At 63.0% G+C, this 14491-nt stretch carries 14 protein-coding genes; 5 read left to right on the top strand and 9 right to left on the bottom strand.

The window, feature by feature from the left end; all coding sequences use genetic code 11:
* Positions 1 to 53: 53 nt before the first annotated feature.
* On the top strand, positions 54 to 1082 hold the full coding sequence (locus Q0X18_RS00185; protein ID WP_297562895.1) for a thiamine ABC transporter substrate binding subunit: 1029 nt from the start codon (positions 54 to 56) through the stop codon (positions 1080 to 1082).
* 14 nt (positions 1083 to 1096) lie between these two features.
* Positions 1097 to 2614 (top strand): iron ABC transporter permease, encoded by a 1518-nt coding sequence (locus tag Q0X18_RS00190; RefSeq protein ID WP_297557168.1) that lies wholly within the window; start codon positions 1097 to 1099, stop codon positions 2612 to 2614.
* 6 nt (positions 2615 to 2620) lie between these two features.
* Here the strand turns inward: Q0X18_RS00190 and Q0X18_RS00195 are convergent, their stop codons facing one another.
* Genes Q0X18_RS00195 through Q0X18_RS00205 form a run of 3 tightly spaced genes read right to left on the bottom strand, consistent with a single transcriptional unit; the run spans position 2621 to position 5662 of the window.
* Entirely contained in the window at positions 2621 to 3595 is a 975-nt protein-coding gene (locus Q0X18_RS00195; protein ID WP_297557170.1) for an ABC transporter permease, read from the bottom strand.
* Positions 3585 to 4514 carry an ABC transporter ATP-binding protein gene (locus tag Q0X18_RS00200; RefSeq protein ID WP_297557172.1) on the bottom strand — a complete coding sequence of 310 codons (930 nt, stop codon included), beginning with the start codon at positions 4512 to 4514 and terminating at the stop codon, positions 3585 to 3587. The genes Q0X18_RS00195 and Q0X18_RS00200 overlap by 11 nt, the downstream gene beginning before the upstream one ends.
* 8 nt (positions 4515 to 4522) lie before the next feature.
* Positions 4523 to 5662 carry an NEW3 domain-containing protein gene (locus Q0X18_RS00205; protein WP_297557173.1) on the bottom strand — a complete coding sequence of 380 codons (1140 nt, stop codon included), beginning with the start codon at positions 5660 to 5662 and terminating at the stop codon, positions 4523 to 4525.
* Between the two features lie 159 nt (positions 5663 to 5821).
* Here Q0X18_RS00205 and Q0X18_RS00210 point away from each other — a divergent pair, with 159 nt between their 5' ends.
* Positions 5822 to 6289, top strand: coding sequence for an Hsp20/alpha crystallin family protein (locus Q0X18_RS00210; protein WP_297557175.1), 468 nt, complete (start codon positions 5822 to 5824; stop codon positions 6287 to 6289).
* Positions 6290 to 6336: 47 nt separating this feature from the next.
* Here Q0X18_RS00210 and Q0X18_RS00215 read toward each other — a convergent pair whose 3' ends face one another.
* Genes Q0X18_RS00215 through Q0X18_RS00225 form a run of 3 tightly spaced genes read right to left on the bottom strand, consistent with a single transcriptional unit; the run spans position 6337 to position 8560 of the window.
* Positions 6337 to 7482 carry an MFS transporter gene (locus tag Q0X18_RS00215; RefSeq protein WP_297557177.1) on the bottom strand — a complete coding sequence of 382 codons (1146 nt, stop codon included), beginning with the start codon at positions 7480 to 7482 and terminating at the stop codon, positions 6337 to 6339.
* A gap of 30 nt (positions 7483 to 7512) precedes the next feature.
* Positions 7513 to 8013, bottom strand: coding sequence for a cupin domain-containing protein (locus Q0X18_RS00220; protein WP_297557179.1), 501 nt, complete (start codon positions 8011 to 8013; stop codon positions 7513 to 7515).
* A gap of 31 nt (positions 8014 to 8044) precedes the next feature.
* On the bottom strand, positions 8045 to 8560 hold the full coding sequence (locus Q0X18_RS00225; protein WP_297557181.1) for a metal-binding protein: 516 nt from the start codon (positions 8558 to 8560) through the stop codon (positions 8045 to 8047).
* Positions 8561 to 8795: 235 nt separating this feature from the next.
* On the opposite strand from Q0X18_RS00225, the gene Q0X18_RS00230 reads away from it, so the two are divergent.
* Positions 8796 to 9359: a TetR/AcrR family transcriptional regulator gene (locus Q0X18_RS00230; protein ID WP_297557182.1), complete on the top strand. Its 564-nt coding sequence runs from the start codon at positions 8796 to 8798 to the stop codon at positions 9357 to 9359.
* Positions 9356 to 9850, top strand: a complete 495-nt coding sequence (locus Q0X18_RS00235; protein ID WP_297557184.1) for a CarD family transcriptional regulator — start codon at positions 9356 to 9358, stop codon at positions 9848 to 9850. The genes Q0X18_RS00230 and Q0X18_RS00235 overlap by 4 nt, the downstream gene beginning before the upstream one ends.
* 59 nt (positions 9851 to 9909) lie before the next feature.
* Here the strand turns inward: Q0X18_RS00235 and Q0X18_RS00240 are convergent, their stop codons facing one another.
* From Q0X18_RS00240 to Q0X18_RS00250, 3 genes are all read right to left on the bottom strand, one after another.
* Entirely contained in the window at positions 9910 to 11136 is a 1227-nt protein-coding gene (locus Q0X18_RS00240) for a 2,3-bisphosphoglycerate-independent phosphoglycerate mutase (protein WP_297557186.1), read from the bottom strand.
* A gap of 68 nt (positions 11137 to 11204) precedes the next feature.
* On the bottom strand, positions 11205 to 11735 hold the full coding sequence (locus tag Q0X18_RS00245; protein ID WP_013012763.1) for a GNAT family N-acetyltransferase: 531 nt from the start codon (positions 11733 to 11735) through the stop codon (positions 11205 to 11207).
* A gap of 58 nt (positions 11736 to 11793) precedes the next feature.
* Positions 11794 to 14418 carry a S8 family serine peptidase gene (locus tag Q0X18_RS00250; RefSeq protein ID WP_297557187.1) on the bottom strand — a complete coding sequence of 875 codons (2625 nt, stop codon included), beginning with the start codon at positions 14416 to 14418 and terminating at the stop codon, positions 11794 to 11796.
* Positions 14419 to 14491 lie beyond the last annotated feature (73 nt).

A 14491-nucleotide genomic window follows, 5' to 3' on the forward strand; every position in this document is an offset into this window, starting at 1 on the left:
TTATGCAAAAAACCCCAAAAGTTGGATGGTCGGCTTGGCTAGGTGTGCTGTGGATGCTGCTGGTGTTATGGCCCGCGTGGGCGCAGCAAACCACCCTGACTGTCCTTACCCACGATAGCTGGAGCCTTGACAAGAACCTGGTCGCTCGCTTCGAGCAGGAGAACGGCATCCGGGTTCGCTTTCTGAAAGGCGGCGATGCCGGTGAGATGCTCAACAAGGCCATTCTGAGCAAGGGTGCACCCATTGCCGATGTGATCTATGGCTTCGACAATACCCTGCTCTCGCGCGCATTGCAGGCCGATATTTTACAACCCTACCGCTCGCCGGAGCTGCCCAACCTGCGCCCCGAACTGATAATTGACCAGACCTTCCGGGCCACGCCGGTGGACTTTGGCTATGTGGCCCTTAACTACGACCGGGATTTCTTCAAGGGCAAGCCCCTACCTCAGCGCTTCGCCGACCTGACGCAGCCGGAGTTTGCTGGGTTGCTGGTGGTGCAGAACCCGGCTACCAGCTCGCCGGGGCTGGCCTTCCTGCTGGCCACCGTGGCGGCTTTTGGGGAGGATGGGTACCTGGATTTTTGGGAGAACCTGCGCAAGAACGGGGTGCGGGTGGTGAGCGGCTGGAGCGAGGCCTACTACACCCACTTCACCCGGGCCGGCGGCGACCGCCCGCTGGTGGTCTCGTACAGCACCAGCCCGGCCGCCGAACTGTACTACAGCGAGGCCAAGCCCAAGCCCACCGAGCCCCCCACGGCCAACCTTTTTTTGCCCCGTAGCTCATTTTTCCAGGTGGAGTATGTGGGCATTTTGAAGGGTACGCGCAATCTGCGGGCGGCCCAGCGTTTTGTGGACTGGCTGGTTTCTAAGCCTGCACAAGAGAGCATCCCCACCCAGATGTGGGTTTATCCGGCCCGGCGGGATGCCAGGCTGCCAGAAGTTTTCCGCTTTGCCCAGGTGCCCCCTGAGCCAGCCCGCTTGACGCCTCAGCAGATCGCAAACAATCGCGAGCGCTGGATTCGTGAGTGGACGCAGGTGGTGGTGCAAGGGCAGACGGCACAGGCGGTAAAGGCGCGGCGTTAGGTTAGGCTGCGGGTATGGCGAAGGCCTACTGGCTGGCCCTGCCGGTGCTGGTGTTCCTGGCCCTGGCTTTGCTGTACCCTTTGGGGCGCATTGTGGCCCTGGGTCTGGGTGAGGGTTTTGCGCCCACGCTGGCTGACCCCTACTACCGCTCGAGGCTGGTCTGGAGTCTGGCCTATGGCCTGGGTTCCTCGCTGCTGTGTGCCCTGGTGGCCCTGCCCCTGGCCTATGCCTTTCGCTACCGCTTCCCGGGCCGGGACTTCTGGCTGGCTTTTTCGGTGGTGCCCTTTGTGCTGCCTACCCTGGTGGTGGCGATGGGTTTTTTGAGTCTGGTGGGCCCTCGAGGGCTGCTGGGGGTTAACCTCTACGGCACGCCCTGGATTTTGTTCTGGGCCAGCCTGCTCTATAACCTGGGTCTGGTGCTGCGCCCCCTGGTGGCCCTGCTGCCCAAGCTGAGCACCCCCATGCAGGCGGCCCGCACCCTGGGGGCCAGCCCCCTAAGGGCCTACCTGCGGGTGGGGATTCCCCTGCTGGCCCCGGCTTTGCTCTCCAGCGGAAGCCTGGTTTTTTTGTTTAGCTTTACCAGTTTTGGCGTGCCCTTGCTGCTGGGAGGGGCGGGGTGGGCTACGCTCGAGGTGGCTACCTACCAGGCCCTGGCCCAGCGCCTGGCTTTTCCCGAGGCCAGTGCGCTGGTGCTCATGCAGCTCGGGGTCACCGGCGCGGTGCTATGGTTGTACCTGCGGTTGCAGGCGGGGTGGGTGGTGGGGCTCGAGGGAGCCGAAGCCCCCCGACCCCTTACACGGGGGCGTGCATTATTGCTGAGCACTGGCGTGTCGGGGTTTTTTTTGCTGCTGTATAGCCCCTTGCTGGCGCTGGTATGGCGCGCGCTGGAGCGCCCTGGGGCCTGGCTTTCGGTGTGGCACAACCCCGACTTCACCCCAGGCCTGCTGGCCCTGCAAAACACCCTGGTCTTTGCCGCAATGGCCTTGCTGGGGGTGTTGCCTGTGGGCCTGCTGTACGCCTATGCGGTCTGGCGGGGGGCCCGCTGGCTGGACGGGCTGGGTCTGCTGCCCCTGATGGTCTCGCCGGTAGCCCTGGGCCTGGGCTACCTGCTGGTCTACCCCGGGCTTAGGGGCTCCATCTGGCTTTTGATAGGGGCCTACATCCTGCTCAGCTACCCCTTGCTTACCCGCACCCTGTTACCGGCCCTGCAGGGGCTGCCCAGGGGGGTGCTCGAGGCCGCCCGGGTGCTGGGGGCCCCGCCCTGGCGGCGGTTTATACGGGTGGAGTGGCCCCTGGTTCGACCCTCGACGATAGCCGGGCTGGCCCTGGCCCTGGCGGCCCTCCTGGGGGAGTTTGGAGCCACCCTCACCCTACAACGCCCGGAGTGGGCCACCCTGTCCCTGGCCATCTACGAGCGCCTGGGCCGGCCTGGGGCCACCCCCTTTTACGAGGCGGTGGTGCTGGCGGTGGTGCTGATGGTGCTGTGCACCGTTTTGCTGCTGGGGTTGCAGAAGAGCACCTGGGATCGCTGATTTTTTCTAAGCCCGCACCTCCCGCCGCTGGAAGAGCACATAAGCTACGGCGAAGAGCCCTATGGTGAGGGCGATCAGGCCTGTAAGCTGCGGCCAGGCCAGCAGGAAGCTCTGCCCCAGGGGAAGGGGTGAGCCCAGCAAGGCCCCCTCGAGCTGGCTGATAAGCACCGGCCCCAGGCTGCGCACCCCAGGGTTGAGCAGGGCCTGGATGGCCTCGGCGTACAGGGTGTTGGGCGAAAGGCGTGAGAAAGCCAGCAGGGCCTCGGTCTGGCGCAGCTCACTCTCGGGGTCGAAGGGGTCGAAGGGGGCCACGGCCTGGGCCAGCAACTGGGCAATGATGCCCCAGAACAGCGCGAAGAAGAGCCAGACCGCAATGGCCGCCAGCGCCGAGGTGGCCGCGCTGCGGAAGAGCACCGAGGTGACCAGGGCAATGCCCAGCCAGACCCCGGTATAGGCCAGGGTAGCCAGCAAGAAGAGCAACGCCCGTGCGACCTCCTCGCTGCTGGGGGGTACGCCCAGGAAGATCAGGCCCAGCCCCACCACCAGCAAAAACAGGGCCAGCAGAATGAGAGCGATGGTCGCCAGTCCGGCTAAAAACTTGCCCCACAGCAGGGCGTCGCGGTAGATGGGCTGGGCCAGGATGCGCGAAAGGGTGTTGCGGCTGTACTCCCCGTTGATGGCATCAAACCCCAGGGCAATGGCGGCCAGGGGCAAAAAGAAGCTCAGGAACGCCACAAACGAGGGCAGCGGATCCTGCGCGGCGGTAAAAACCCGCAGCAGGAGGAAGGGATCTTCGCTGATGGTCTGGCGCAGGGTCTGGGCCCCGGCATACACCGCCCCTACCGCCGAGAGCAGGATGAGCACCTCCAGGATGCGCATCCGGGTGCTGCTCAGGTGGTCGGCCATCTCCTTGAAGAAGACCGCCCACAGCCCCGTCCAGGGCGAGCCTTCACGACGACGCGGGGTAGAACTACGCTGCATGGCGCACCTCCTGGAAATAGCGGGCATACACCTCGTCCAGGCTGGGCTGCTCCAGCACCAGGCTCTGGAGGGCAGCCCCGGCCTCGAGCACGGCTTTAGCCACCTGTGGGCGGATGTCCTGGGTGGCTTCCAGCCGCAGCCCCTGCGCGTCGGACTGCACCCGGCTCACCTCGGGCAAGGCCTGAAGCCGCTCGGCGAGGCCGTTCTGGGGGGTGGCCTCGAGGCGGATGCGGTAGGCACCCCCCAGCACCCGCTGGGCCAGCTCCTCCACCCGCCCCTCCAGCACCAGCTTCCCCTTGTGGAACAGCCCCACCCGGTCGCAGATGGCCTGCACCTGGTGCAGCAGGTGCGAGGAGAGCAGCACGGTGATGCCCTCGGATTTCAGGCTTTGGATGATCTTCAAAAACTCCTGCGCGGCCTCGGGGTCCAGGCCCAGGGTGGGCTCGTCCAGAATCACCACCTTGGGCTCTTTGAGCAGCACCTCGGCCAGCCCCAGGCGCTGGCGCATACCCCGCGAAAAAGCACCCACCGGGCGGTGGGCCACCTCGGCCAGCCCCATGCGCTCCAGCACCCGTTCCATGCGGGTCTTGGCCAGGGCGGGGGGCAGACCGTTGAGCCGGGCGATGTAGGAGAGGTTCTCCCAGGCGGTCATCTCGCCATAAAAACCCACTGAGTCGGGCAGGTAGCCCACCTGCCGCTTGAGCGAGAGCGGTTCGCGCACCGGGTCGAGGCCCAGCACCCGCACCTGGCCCGCGCTGGGCTCGGTGAGGCCCAGGAGCATCAGGATGGTGGTGGTTTTGCCGGAGCCGTTGGGGCCCAGCAGGCCATACACCTCACCCGCCTCGATGCGGAGCTCGAGGCCCTCCACCGCCACCACCCTGCCGTAGCGTTTGGTTAGGCCTTGGGTCTCGATGACCATAGGCCCTCCTAGCGCCGCCCGAAGCGCGAGACGGCGAAGCCCACCGCACCGACCGCTACTGCAATCAAAGCCACCCCTACCAGCCCCCACAGCGTAGAGGTCTGCACGGTGACCCGGTAATCGGCCGAGGCCTGGGCACTGCCTGCAGAGGCCCGCAGGGTCAGCATGTAGTCGCCCGCTACGGCTTTGGTTGAGGGCTTAATTTTGGCTGTGACCTCCGATTCAGCCCCTGGCGCCAGCTTTTCCAGCTTGTCGGGCTCGAACTTGACCTCCCAGCCCGAAGGTTCGCTGGCCGAGAACTCGAGGTTCTCCGCCGGGGCGCTGCCGGTGTTCTTGACCACCAGCTTGATAGGGTTCTCGCGGCCTGCATAGGCCCGTCCCGAAAGCCGCCCCTCGGGGGTGGTGAGGCTAAGCTCGGCCTGACCAGTAATGTCCAGGTTGACCGCCAGCTCGGCCTTGGCCTCTCCGGCCAAAGCCCGCAGGGTGACGGCATAAACTTTGGCCTCCACCTGCCTGGGGGGTGTAACCTGAACGTCCAGATCCTTGGTCTCACCGGCTTTCAGGGGCAGACTGTTGACCTCCTGCCCGCCAAAGGCGGTGCTGAAGCTCACCCGGAAGTTTTCGGGGGCGTCGGCCTCGAGGTTGACCAGCAAGTCCTGATCACTTTCGTTCTTGAGGGTCACGCGGTAACGGAAGCTGGCGGTCGGGGTGCCTTTGAGCACCGGAAGCTCGGTCTCGAGGGATAGCCGCTTGGGCAGCACCTGGCCCAGCGTGAGGGCAATGGGTAGCTCGGCCCGTACCCCGCTGCCCTCGGCCAGCAGGCGGAAGCGGTAGGTGCCAGGCCGCACATTTTGCGGCGGCTCGAGCCGCAGGGAAAGGCTCTGCTCCCCATCGGGCAGCACATACACCGCGCCCACCACCCGGCCCCCACCCAGCAGGCTGGCCTTCCAGCCCGGGGCCAGCTCGGCGACCCGCACCTGCACAGTCTGTGGCGGCAGGTTGTAGCCCTTGAGGGTGATGGGCAGGCTAATGGTTTCGCCCAGCCGCACGCTTTGCGAGGGATAGGGCGTGTACAGGGCCAGACCACGGAACCCCTGGGCCAGGCCCAGGCTCGTCAGCAGCAACAAGAGCGCAAGTAGGCGTGGCATGCTTCACCTCCAGACGACGTTTTTCATCTGAGAATCTAGGAGAGAAAAATTAAATATGCATTAGAGTCATAATGATACTTGACAAAGGAACGCTCAAGTTTTATAATCCCCTGCTGTAGGGAGCAGACCAGGACAACCCCTACGGAAGGAGGTTTCAGTATGCTGGACATTGTTCGGAACGTGCCTGTTCAGACTATGCCTCTGCGGAGCTGGAATCTCTCGACCGTGAACGACTTCTTCCATGAGTTCGACCGGCTCTGGAACGAGGTAACGACATCTTTAGGCAGCCCAGTACCTGTTAGTGCCTACCCCTACGACCTCTACGAGACCGGGGACAGCCTGGTGCTGGAGATGGCGGTGCCGGGCCTGCGCAAGGATGACCTCGAGGTACGCCTGGAGGGCAACCGCCTCACCATTCGGGGCACTTATCCGGAGGCCCAGGGTACCGAAGAGCGCCGCTACTGGTCGCGGGGTCTGCCGCGTGGGAGCTTCGTGCAAAGCCTTACTTTGCCTGCTTCGGTTGAGGTAGACAAGATCCAGGCCACCATCACCGACGGTCTCCTGCGCCTGACCCTGCCCAAGGTAGAGCAGGCCCGGGTGCGCAAGATTGCCATTAGCTCAGCATAGGCAACCGGACTTTCCCCGAGCGCAGTTCCATAGCTCATGGAGCTGCGTCATTTTTTAACTTGCAGCAGCCCGGCGAGCAGTGTAATCACCACCGCCATCCCTGCCACCGCTGCAAAAGATACCCGCAACGATGTGACCTGTGCGATCAGGCCGATAACGGGGGGCCCACTCAAAAAACCCAGGTAGCCCAGCGTCGCCACCGAGGCCAGCGCTATTCCTGGTTGCACCCCCGGCACCCTGCCAGCGGCGCTGAACACCAGCGGAAACAGGGTACAGTAACCCAGCCCCACCATCACAAAGCCTAGCAGGGCGACCTCGGGGTGGCTGGTGGCAAGGGTGGTTACAAAACCGGTGGCAGCCAGCAAGCCACCGGCTCGAGCCATCACCACTGGCCCAAACCGATAAATAAGGGCGTCGCCGCTCAGGCGGCCCACCACCATGGCCGCCGAAAACGCCGAGAAGGCCAGCGCGGCCACGGCCTCGCTGGTTCCGATTTCCTGCTTCATGAAGACCGCGCTCCAGTCGGCCACGGCGCCCTCGCCCAGGCCGGTGCAGAACACAATGAGGCCCAGGCCCAGCAACACCCCTCGAGGCCAGACAAAGCGCGGCCCGCTCGCCACGGGCTGAACCTCGAGCAGGTGTCGGATGGCCCATAACATCAGGAGGCTCGAGCCCAGGGCCATCCAAACAAAAAAGGGCAGTGGAGCCAGGCTGATGGCCGCAGCCCCGCCCCCCAACGCAGCACCCACCAGACCCCCCAGGCTAAACAGCGCGTGGAAACTGGACATAATGGGCCGGGCGTAGCGTTTTTCAACCTCCACCGCTTGCGCGTTCATCGAGATGTCCATGGCAGCGTTGGCGAAGCCAAATACAAACAGAGCCAGGGCCAGCATCCAGCCGTTGGGTGCCAGGGCCAGCAGGGGCAGAGCTGCACAGTTACCCAAAGCAGCCCAGGCCAGCACCGGGTGGCTACCCCTGCGCGTGATGAGCCAGCCGGTTAGGGGCATGGCCAGCACCAGCCCGATGGGGGCGCTTGCAAGCACCAAACCCAGCTCTCCGGCGCTCAAGCCCAGATGCTGCTTGATGGCCGGGATGCGCGAAACCCAGGCGGCCAGCACCAGGCCGCATATAAAGAAAGTTACATAGATGGCGATTCTGGCCTGAAGCAGGCGATTGGGTGCGGTGGTATTCAAGGGGCAGTCCTTTCTCGGCGCGCAGCTTTTTTAGCGGGTCAGTTGTTCGATGAGGCTGCGGTGTTGCGGAAACTGCCGGGCCAGCTCCTCGCGCTGGGCCAGTTCGAAGTCGGCAAACTCGAAACCGGGGGCCATGGTGCAGCCTACCAGGGCGTAGGTTCCGGGGGTGTCCAGGCTGGCCGCGAACCAGTAACCGGCAGGAACTGTTGCCTGGAAATGGTGTCCCTGACTGGGATCAGGGCCTAGGAACAAGAATGAAAGTGCACCTTGGGGTGAGATGAGCCACAGGGTCAGGGAAGCACCGGCGTAGAAATGCCAGATCTCGTCGCTTTTAAGCCGATGAAACGCCGAAAAGTCGGGGTGCTCGAGCAAAAAGTAGATGGCTGTGGAAAACGCCCGCTGGCCGTTGTAGCGCGGGGGGAGGTGAGGTTGTGCAATCAATTCATTGGATACGTAGGTTTGGCGGTAAAAGCCACCCTCGAGGTGGGGCTGCAGGCCCAGGTGTTCTACCCAGAATCGAGCGTTATACACGAGCAGTCTCCGGTTTTGCTTGCGCCCGAAATTAGCGACGGCGCCTACCCCTTAGTATCCGGCCAGCATCGGGCCAGATGCCGTCGGCAATGAGGTGGAGCCATTGCGAAGCATAATACCCTAATGCCAAGGCCCAAAGCACTTCTTGCGGTGGGGTGCTGAATCGGGGCTGCAGGTGGATACTTAGCCCCAGATAGCTCGATAGGGCGGAAAAGAGCCAGTACACCACCATCCCCATTGCGCCCAAGTACAGAATCCGGGTTAGGGGGCCCACAATCCAGGTATGGGAAAGGCCCCGATGGGCAAACATCCAGCCATAGGGCACCCAGAACCAGCCCATCCAGCCCCAGCGCCCTTTAGCCCGCACCTGTTGCTCGGCCAGATCCAGGTCGGGGGTGATGAGAAACGTTCCCAGCAAATAACTGCCCATAAAGGCCGCCGCAACGGGCTGGGGAACCTCGAGATCTTGCCGATAAGCCCAGTAAGCGGCTGTCGCCAGCCCTAACACACTAAGATTGATGGCTTCGTGAACGCGACCTGAGGGCACGGTTGTAGTTTACGGGTTAGGGTTTATGAACAGGGCTGCTTGTAACCCATTGCTGCCCGACCAGGCTCGACGGAAGATATTTGTCTCTAATCAGAATTTTTATGGAAATATAGTTTCCAGCTAATCCTGTATCGCTTGGAACTATGCTGTTTTGGACGAGCTTTCTGTACGAATGGGCAGCTTGGAAGTGCCGGTCTCATCTAAGCCCCCTGGGGTTCTGGTACACTTTATAGCCGTGACCGTGGAGGCTCGGACTGCCCCCAAACGCGAAGCTATCCTCGAGGCAACCATCCGAGTTCTAAGAGACCGGGGGTTGTCGGGGCTAAAAGTCGAGGAAGTAGCCCGAGAAGCCGAAGTTGGCAAAGGCACGGTTTATCTTTATTTCCAGGATAAACAAGACCTGCTTAAGGCGCTGGTGGAGCACCACACCTTTTCCTACTATCAAAAAGTAGAGGATGTGGTGAACCGCGACAGCTCCTTTCGCGAACGCCTGGCCGAGGTGCTGCGGCTTCGTGTTGCTTGGGTGGAGGAGTGGCGCGGCCTGTGGGCTGCGGTGGCCCGTGAAGCCGAGCCCGAGGACACTACCGGATGGCTTCGGCGCATGCACGAGCACTACCAGCACTTGCTGGAAAAGCTTGTGCAGGAAGGCAAGGCCAGGGGTGAGGTGCGGCCAGAACTCGACACTTGTCTGACCGCCGCCAGCATTGCGGCCCTGGCCTGCAATCCGCAGCTCGAGTTTCCACGGGAAGCCTACCTCGAGCACCTGCTCGAGGTGTTGTTGAAAGGAGTGGCGTTGTGAGCGAATACCGTCCAGGAGACAAGGTTGTTTTGCCGCCGTATGGTGTAGGTGTGGTGGCGGGGATCGCCCAGCGTTCGGTTGCTGGCTCAGACAAATCCTATTATCAGGTCGACTTTCCCGGTACCCGCTCGAAAGCCTACGTACCGGTAGAGGCGCCGCAGACCACCCGTTTACGCAGGGCCTTGTCGCCGGATCAGGTCAACGAGATCCTGGCTTTGCTGCACGAGGGCCGCTTGCCCTTACCCCGCCAGTGGGCCGCCCGTCACCGCAAGACCACCGAGATTCTGGCCGATGGCGACCCTTTCCGTATCGCCACCCTGGCTGGCCAGCTTCGGGCCTGGGAGCTTGAAAAGGGCCTTCCCGACCTCGACCGCCAAGCCCTTCGCCGGGCCATGCACCTTCTGGCGGAGGAAATTTCACAGGTGCTCGAGATCACCCTCGATGAAGCCCGCAAACTATTCGAAGAGTCTGTGGGCGAGAGCCTAAACTAAAAACCGAAACAATAAATATCGATAGGGCTTTTGGGCCCTATCGATTGAGCTTAACGGTACTAGGCCCCGTACTTTTGCAGCTTGCCGGCGTGGGCCAGCAGCAAGGGCATTAGCTCCACCCCGCGCAGGTGGCCCAGGCTGCCTCTGGCGGCTTCGTCCTCGGTGAAGCGCCGGGCGGTGTCGTTGCGGAGGTAGGGGCCATGAAGCAGCAGCGGCACCGGGTGCCAGGAGTGGGCTTTCAAAACTGAAGGGGTGGAGTGGTCGCCGGTGATGGCCAGCACATCCGGCTTCAGGGCCAGCAGATCGGGCAACAGGTGGTCAAAAAGCTCGACCTTATGCACTTTTTCTTCAAAATTGCCGTCCTCGCCGGTGCTGTCGGTTTTCTTGAAGTGCAGATAGAAGAAATCGTACTTGTCCCAGTTTTCCTGTAGGGCCTTTACCTTGCCCTCTGGAGCGTCTTCCACCCCTTCCACCGGCAGCACCTCCATGCCCACCAGGCTGGCCAGCCCTTTGTACATGGGGTAGCTGGCAATGCAGGCCGGCGTGAGGTGGTACACCTTGGAGAATAGAGGGAAACGGGGGCGTTCGGAGATACCCCGGAACAACGCACCGTTGATCTGGGGTTCATCGGCCAGCACCTCGCGGATGCGCTCGGACAGTTGGTTGAGCACTCGAGCGGTTCGCTGGCTCCCAGCGCCGGCGGTTTTGGGCTCGGCCTGCAAGGGAGGCACGCCGGTTTTCTGGGGGTCGGTGTCGGAAACCTGCTCACTCAGCCCCTCGCCGCGCAAAATCACCACAAAACGGTGCTCGCTTTCGGTGTAGAAGCTTACCTGCACCCCCTCGAGCTCCTGGATGGCGGCCTTTAGCCTGTCCACCACCCGCCGGTTCTCCGCGTCGCTGGGCCGGCCTGCCCGGCGGTCTTTGACCAGTCCGGCGGCGTCCAGGGTGGCAAAGTTGCCGCGCACCGCTACGTCACCGTCTTTGAAGTCGGCCCCAATCCCGATGGCCGAGAGCGCCCCGCGCCCCACCAGGTACTTGAAGGGGTCGTAGCCAAAGAGCGAGAGGTGGCCGGGGCCGGAGCCGGGGGCCAGACCGGGGTAGACCGGGGTCAGGAGCCCCAGGGCGCTTTTTTGCGCCAGGACATCCAGGTTGGGGGTATGCGCTGCGGCCAGCTCGGTGGGGCCGCCGGGGGTCTGGGGCAGGCCGCCTACGCCGTCCAGCACAACCAGGAGAATCTTGGTGGGGGTTTTTTGCGATAGCTCTGTGAGGATGGGGAGCATGTCCATGCGCCCATTCTACCGAGGGAGTAGCAGTGCGATAGACACACGGGCCAGGCGCATGGCGGGTAGGGCCCTCAGTAAAAGATGGGGGGTCGGCTCGACATCCACTCCTCGGGCAGCAGGCTGTACATGTAAAAATCCCAGGGCTCCCCCCGGATCCAGCGCCAGCGGCGCAGAAGCCCCTCGCGCTGGAAGCCCAGTTTTTCCAGCGCCCGCTGCGAGCGGGGATTATGCACGTGGGCAATGGCCTGGATGCGGCGCAAGTCCCAGGGCCCAAAGGCAAAATCGAAGAGCACCACCTTGGCCTCGGTGTTGATGCCACAGCCCCAGTAGGGCCGCCCCAGCCAGGTCTCGGTCTCGCCCAGTTTGTTGGGCCAGTCCAGGTGCAGCCCGATCACCCCCGCGGGCCTTCCTTCGGCCTCGATGATGAAAAAACCCTCCTTGGTCTGCAGATGCCCCAGGTACTGGTAGGTTTCGTCGGGGCTCTGGTGGGGGTTCCAGTAGACAAAGGGAGCCATCTCGGGGTCGGACATCAGCGCGAACAGCGCCTCGGTGTCCTCGAGCCGAGGGGGGCGGAGCAGAAGCCGGGGGCCGCGCAGTTCCATGTGCTCCTAGCATACGAAAAAAAGACCCGCCGAAGCGGGTCTTTTAGAGGATTGCAGCCTAAGGACGGGCCAGCGTAATCACCGGCGAAGTCCAGCTTTCCCAGTGGGCCGGGTTGTTCTCGTTGCCCAGGGCCTTGAGAACACGGATACGCACCACATAATCGCCATTTGGTACGGTCTTGAACAGCGAGTTGTCGCCGTTACCGTTGTCCATATTGCTGTGGATGCGGGTGCCGTCCCAGGCAATCGCGAAGAAGCCGGTAGACGTAGAGTTGCGTCCGACGTACTCGAGATCCACAAACTTGTTGAAGACCGGGTGCACCGGGCGGTTGTTGGAGGCGTTCAGCACCTCAAACTGCAGCTTGGCCACAGGGTGAGCCAGATGGATCAGGAAGTAAGGAATGTCGCCGCCCTGCAAGGTGAAGGTGCTGGGGCCAGTCTGGCGGACATAGTTGGTGTCGTTCAGCCGGGCCAGCCAGGGGAAGCCGAACTGTGAGGGGGCCAGCGCCACAATGCTCTGGTAATCGCCCTTGAAGCCTGCGTAGGGCACCCGGGCTACGGTTGCACCTTCGCTGTTGCGTACCACCACATAGCCGCCAAACTGGGCTAGGTTGGCGAGGCCGGGGTTGGGGGTGATGGTCACGTTCACACTGGCCGAACCGCCCGGCCCCACCGTGACGCTGGGGCTGCTGAACGAGACCGCCGAGGGCGCGTTGAAATAACTCAGGGTGAAGGTACCGGTGGTAGCAGAGGCTGCGAGGTGGCTCAGGCTGTAAGTTTCGGTGGCGTTACCCAAATTGCGGATGGTCAGGGTACGGGTGACCGAGCCGCTCTCCACCTCGCCCAGCGAGAGCTTGCCGGGGGTTACGCGGGTGGTGCTGTTGATGGCATCTACAATCTGCACCATCCCTGCGCCCTGGCGGTGTGTGATGTCCAGTAAACCAGTGGCTGGGGCTACAGAAAGAAGCTTGGGATCAGCGGTGTTTTGCAGGATGGTGCGCATCTCCGAGGCGGGGGTGCCGGGCTTGGCCTGGAGATAGAGCGCCACCACCCCGGCCACGTGCGGGCTGGACATCGAAGTACCGCTTAGGGTGGCAAACGCGCCCTTCTCAAGCGGGTAGGTGGAGTAGATCAGGCCGCCGGGTGCCCCCAGGTCGGGCTTGAGGGTCAGGTCGGGCGAGAGGCCGATGGAGCTGAAGCTGCTAATCAGGTTGCCGGTGGGGTTGGGGAAGGAGCCAGACTGGTTGGTCCAGGTGAGTGTGACCGGGCCCGAAGCCAGGCGGTTGTTGATCAGTACACCTTCGGTATCGGAGATGCTGACCACCGGAATGGTGATGGCAGGCGTACCAGCTACTGTTGCTGAGAAGCGCCCCGGTGCGTTGTTGTACAGGATAACGGCGGCGGCTCCGGCCTGCTGTGCGTTGAAGGCTTTTGTGTAGAAGGTGCAGGTGCCGCGCCGGATCAGCACAGCCTGGCCTGCGAGGCTGCCCGCAGGCAGCGGATTGCAGGCATCGTTGGCAGTGGTGGGGGTACCGGTACGGGCCATGGGGAGACTACCGGAGGTAGGAGGGGTGGGCGCACCGGTGGCTGGCCCGTAGCCGATGGGCCGATCATCGGGAGAGATGGTAAAGGTGTTCAGGAAGACCGCCACATTGTCGTAGGAGGCTACGCCGATGACGTCCTCACCCACGCCCGGCGCACCCAGCGAGAAAGCACCGTTGGCTCCGCTGTTGCCAGCCGAGGCCACCACCACCACACCTTTCTTCACCAGGCGGTTGGAAACCACTGCGGTGGGGTACTGGGGCCACTGGAAGGAGGCGCCCAGGCTCATGTTCACCACGTCCATGCCGTCTTTGTAGGCCATTTCCAGGGCCGCAATGATCACGTCGGCGCTGGAAGAACCTTCACAGCCGAACACCCGATAAGCGCCCAGGATAACCTCGGGCGCTACACCCTTAACAGTGCCGTTGGCGCCGGTAATCCCGGCCACGTGGGTGCCGTGTCCGTTGCAGTCGTCACCACCGGGGCGGGTGCCGGGGCCGGGCTGGGGGATGGGGGTGCTGTTGTTGGGGTCGCCTGCATTGTAGGCATCGCCCACAAAGTCGAAGCCGTAGCGGATGCGCCCGGCAAAATCGGGGTGCTGGAGGTCAATGCCGGTGTCAATAATCCCAACCTTGACGCCACGCCCACTAAGGCCCAGCGTGTTTTGGGCGATGTTTACCTGGGTCTGGGTGATAGCGGTGAACATATCGGTCTCGCTACCCCCGTCTACGGGCTGGGGTGCGCTGACCGTAAGCACCGGCCAGACTGCTTTCACGCCAGGGATTCCACGCAGCTTGGCGGCTTCGCTGGCCGTGGCCTCTACCGAGAGGCCGTTCCAAAGCTCGCCATATTCAAAGCGTTCACGGAACTTCACACCATTGGCCTGAGCCAGGGCGCGGAAGTTGTCTTTGTCGGCCTTGACCGAGGCATCGCTGCCCCCTTCGACCTTGGCCTTGCCCGAGAGCTCCACCAACCAGGCGGTAGGGGTCTCGTCCACCATCTCGGCGGCACCCGTGCTCAGGGCACCTACGCCGGTGACAAGCTCCTGTACGGGCTCAAACTGGGGCTGTACACGCTGGGGGCTGGAACAAGCCGCTAGCAAAGCAGCAAGCCCAATCCCTAAAAACATCCATCTACGCACGGTAGACCTCCTTGGGTGTCGTTTATCTAAGACCTGATGCGGTCAGCGGCTATCAAACTGCACCGCGTCTTTG

The sequence above is a fragment of the Meiothermus sp. genome (assembly GCF_026004075.1).
Classification (GTDB): domain Bacteria; phylum Deinococcota; class Deinococci; order Deinococcales; family Thermaceae; genus Meiothermus.

Bases quoted from the DNA above. Each gene is read 5' to 3' on its own strand.
- Q0X18_RS00200 (WP_297557172.1), bottom strand. From the start codon at position 4,514: ATGGTCATCGAGACCCAAGGCCTAACCAAACGCTACGGCAGGGTGGTG.
- Q0X18_RS00185 (WP_297562895.1), top strand. From the start codon at position 54: ATGCTGCTGGTGTTATGGCCCGCGTGGGCGCAGCAAACCACCCTGACT.
- Q0X18_RS00210 (WP_297557175.1), top strand. From the start codon at position 5,822: ATGCTGGACATTGTTCGGAACGTGCCTGTTCAGACTATGCCTCTGCGG.
- Q0X18_RS00245 (WP_013012763.1), bottom strand. From the start codon at position 11,735: ATGGAACTGCGCGGCCCCCGGCTTCTGCTCCGCCCCCCTCGGCTCGAG.
- Q0X18_RS00195 (WP_297557170.1), bottom strand. From the start codon at position 3,595: ATGCAGCGTAGTTCTACCCCGCGTCGTCGTGAAGGCTCGCCCTGGACG.
- Q0X18_RS00240 (WP_297557186.1), bottom strand. From the start codon at position 11,136: ATGGACATGCTCCCCATCCTCACAGAGCTATCGCAAAAAACCCCCACC.
- Q0X18_RS00190 (WP_297557168.1), top strand. From the start codon at position 1,097: ATGGCGAAGGCCTACTGGCTGGCCCTGCCGGTGCTGGTGTTCCTGGCC.
- Q0X18_RS00205 (WP_297557173.1), bottom strand. From the start codon at position 5,662: ATGCCACGCCTACTTGCGCTCTTGTTGCTGCTGACGAGCCTGGGCCTG.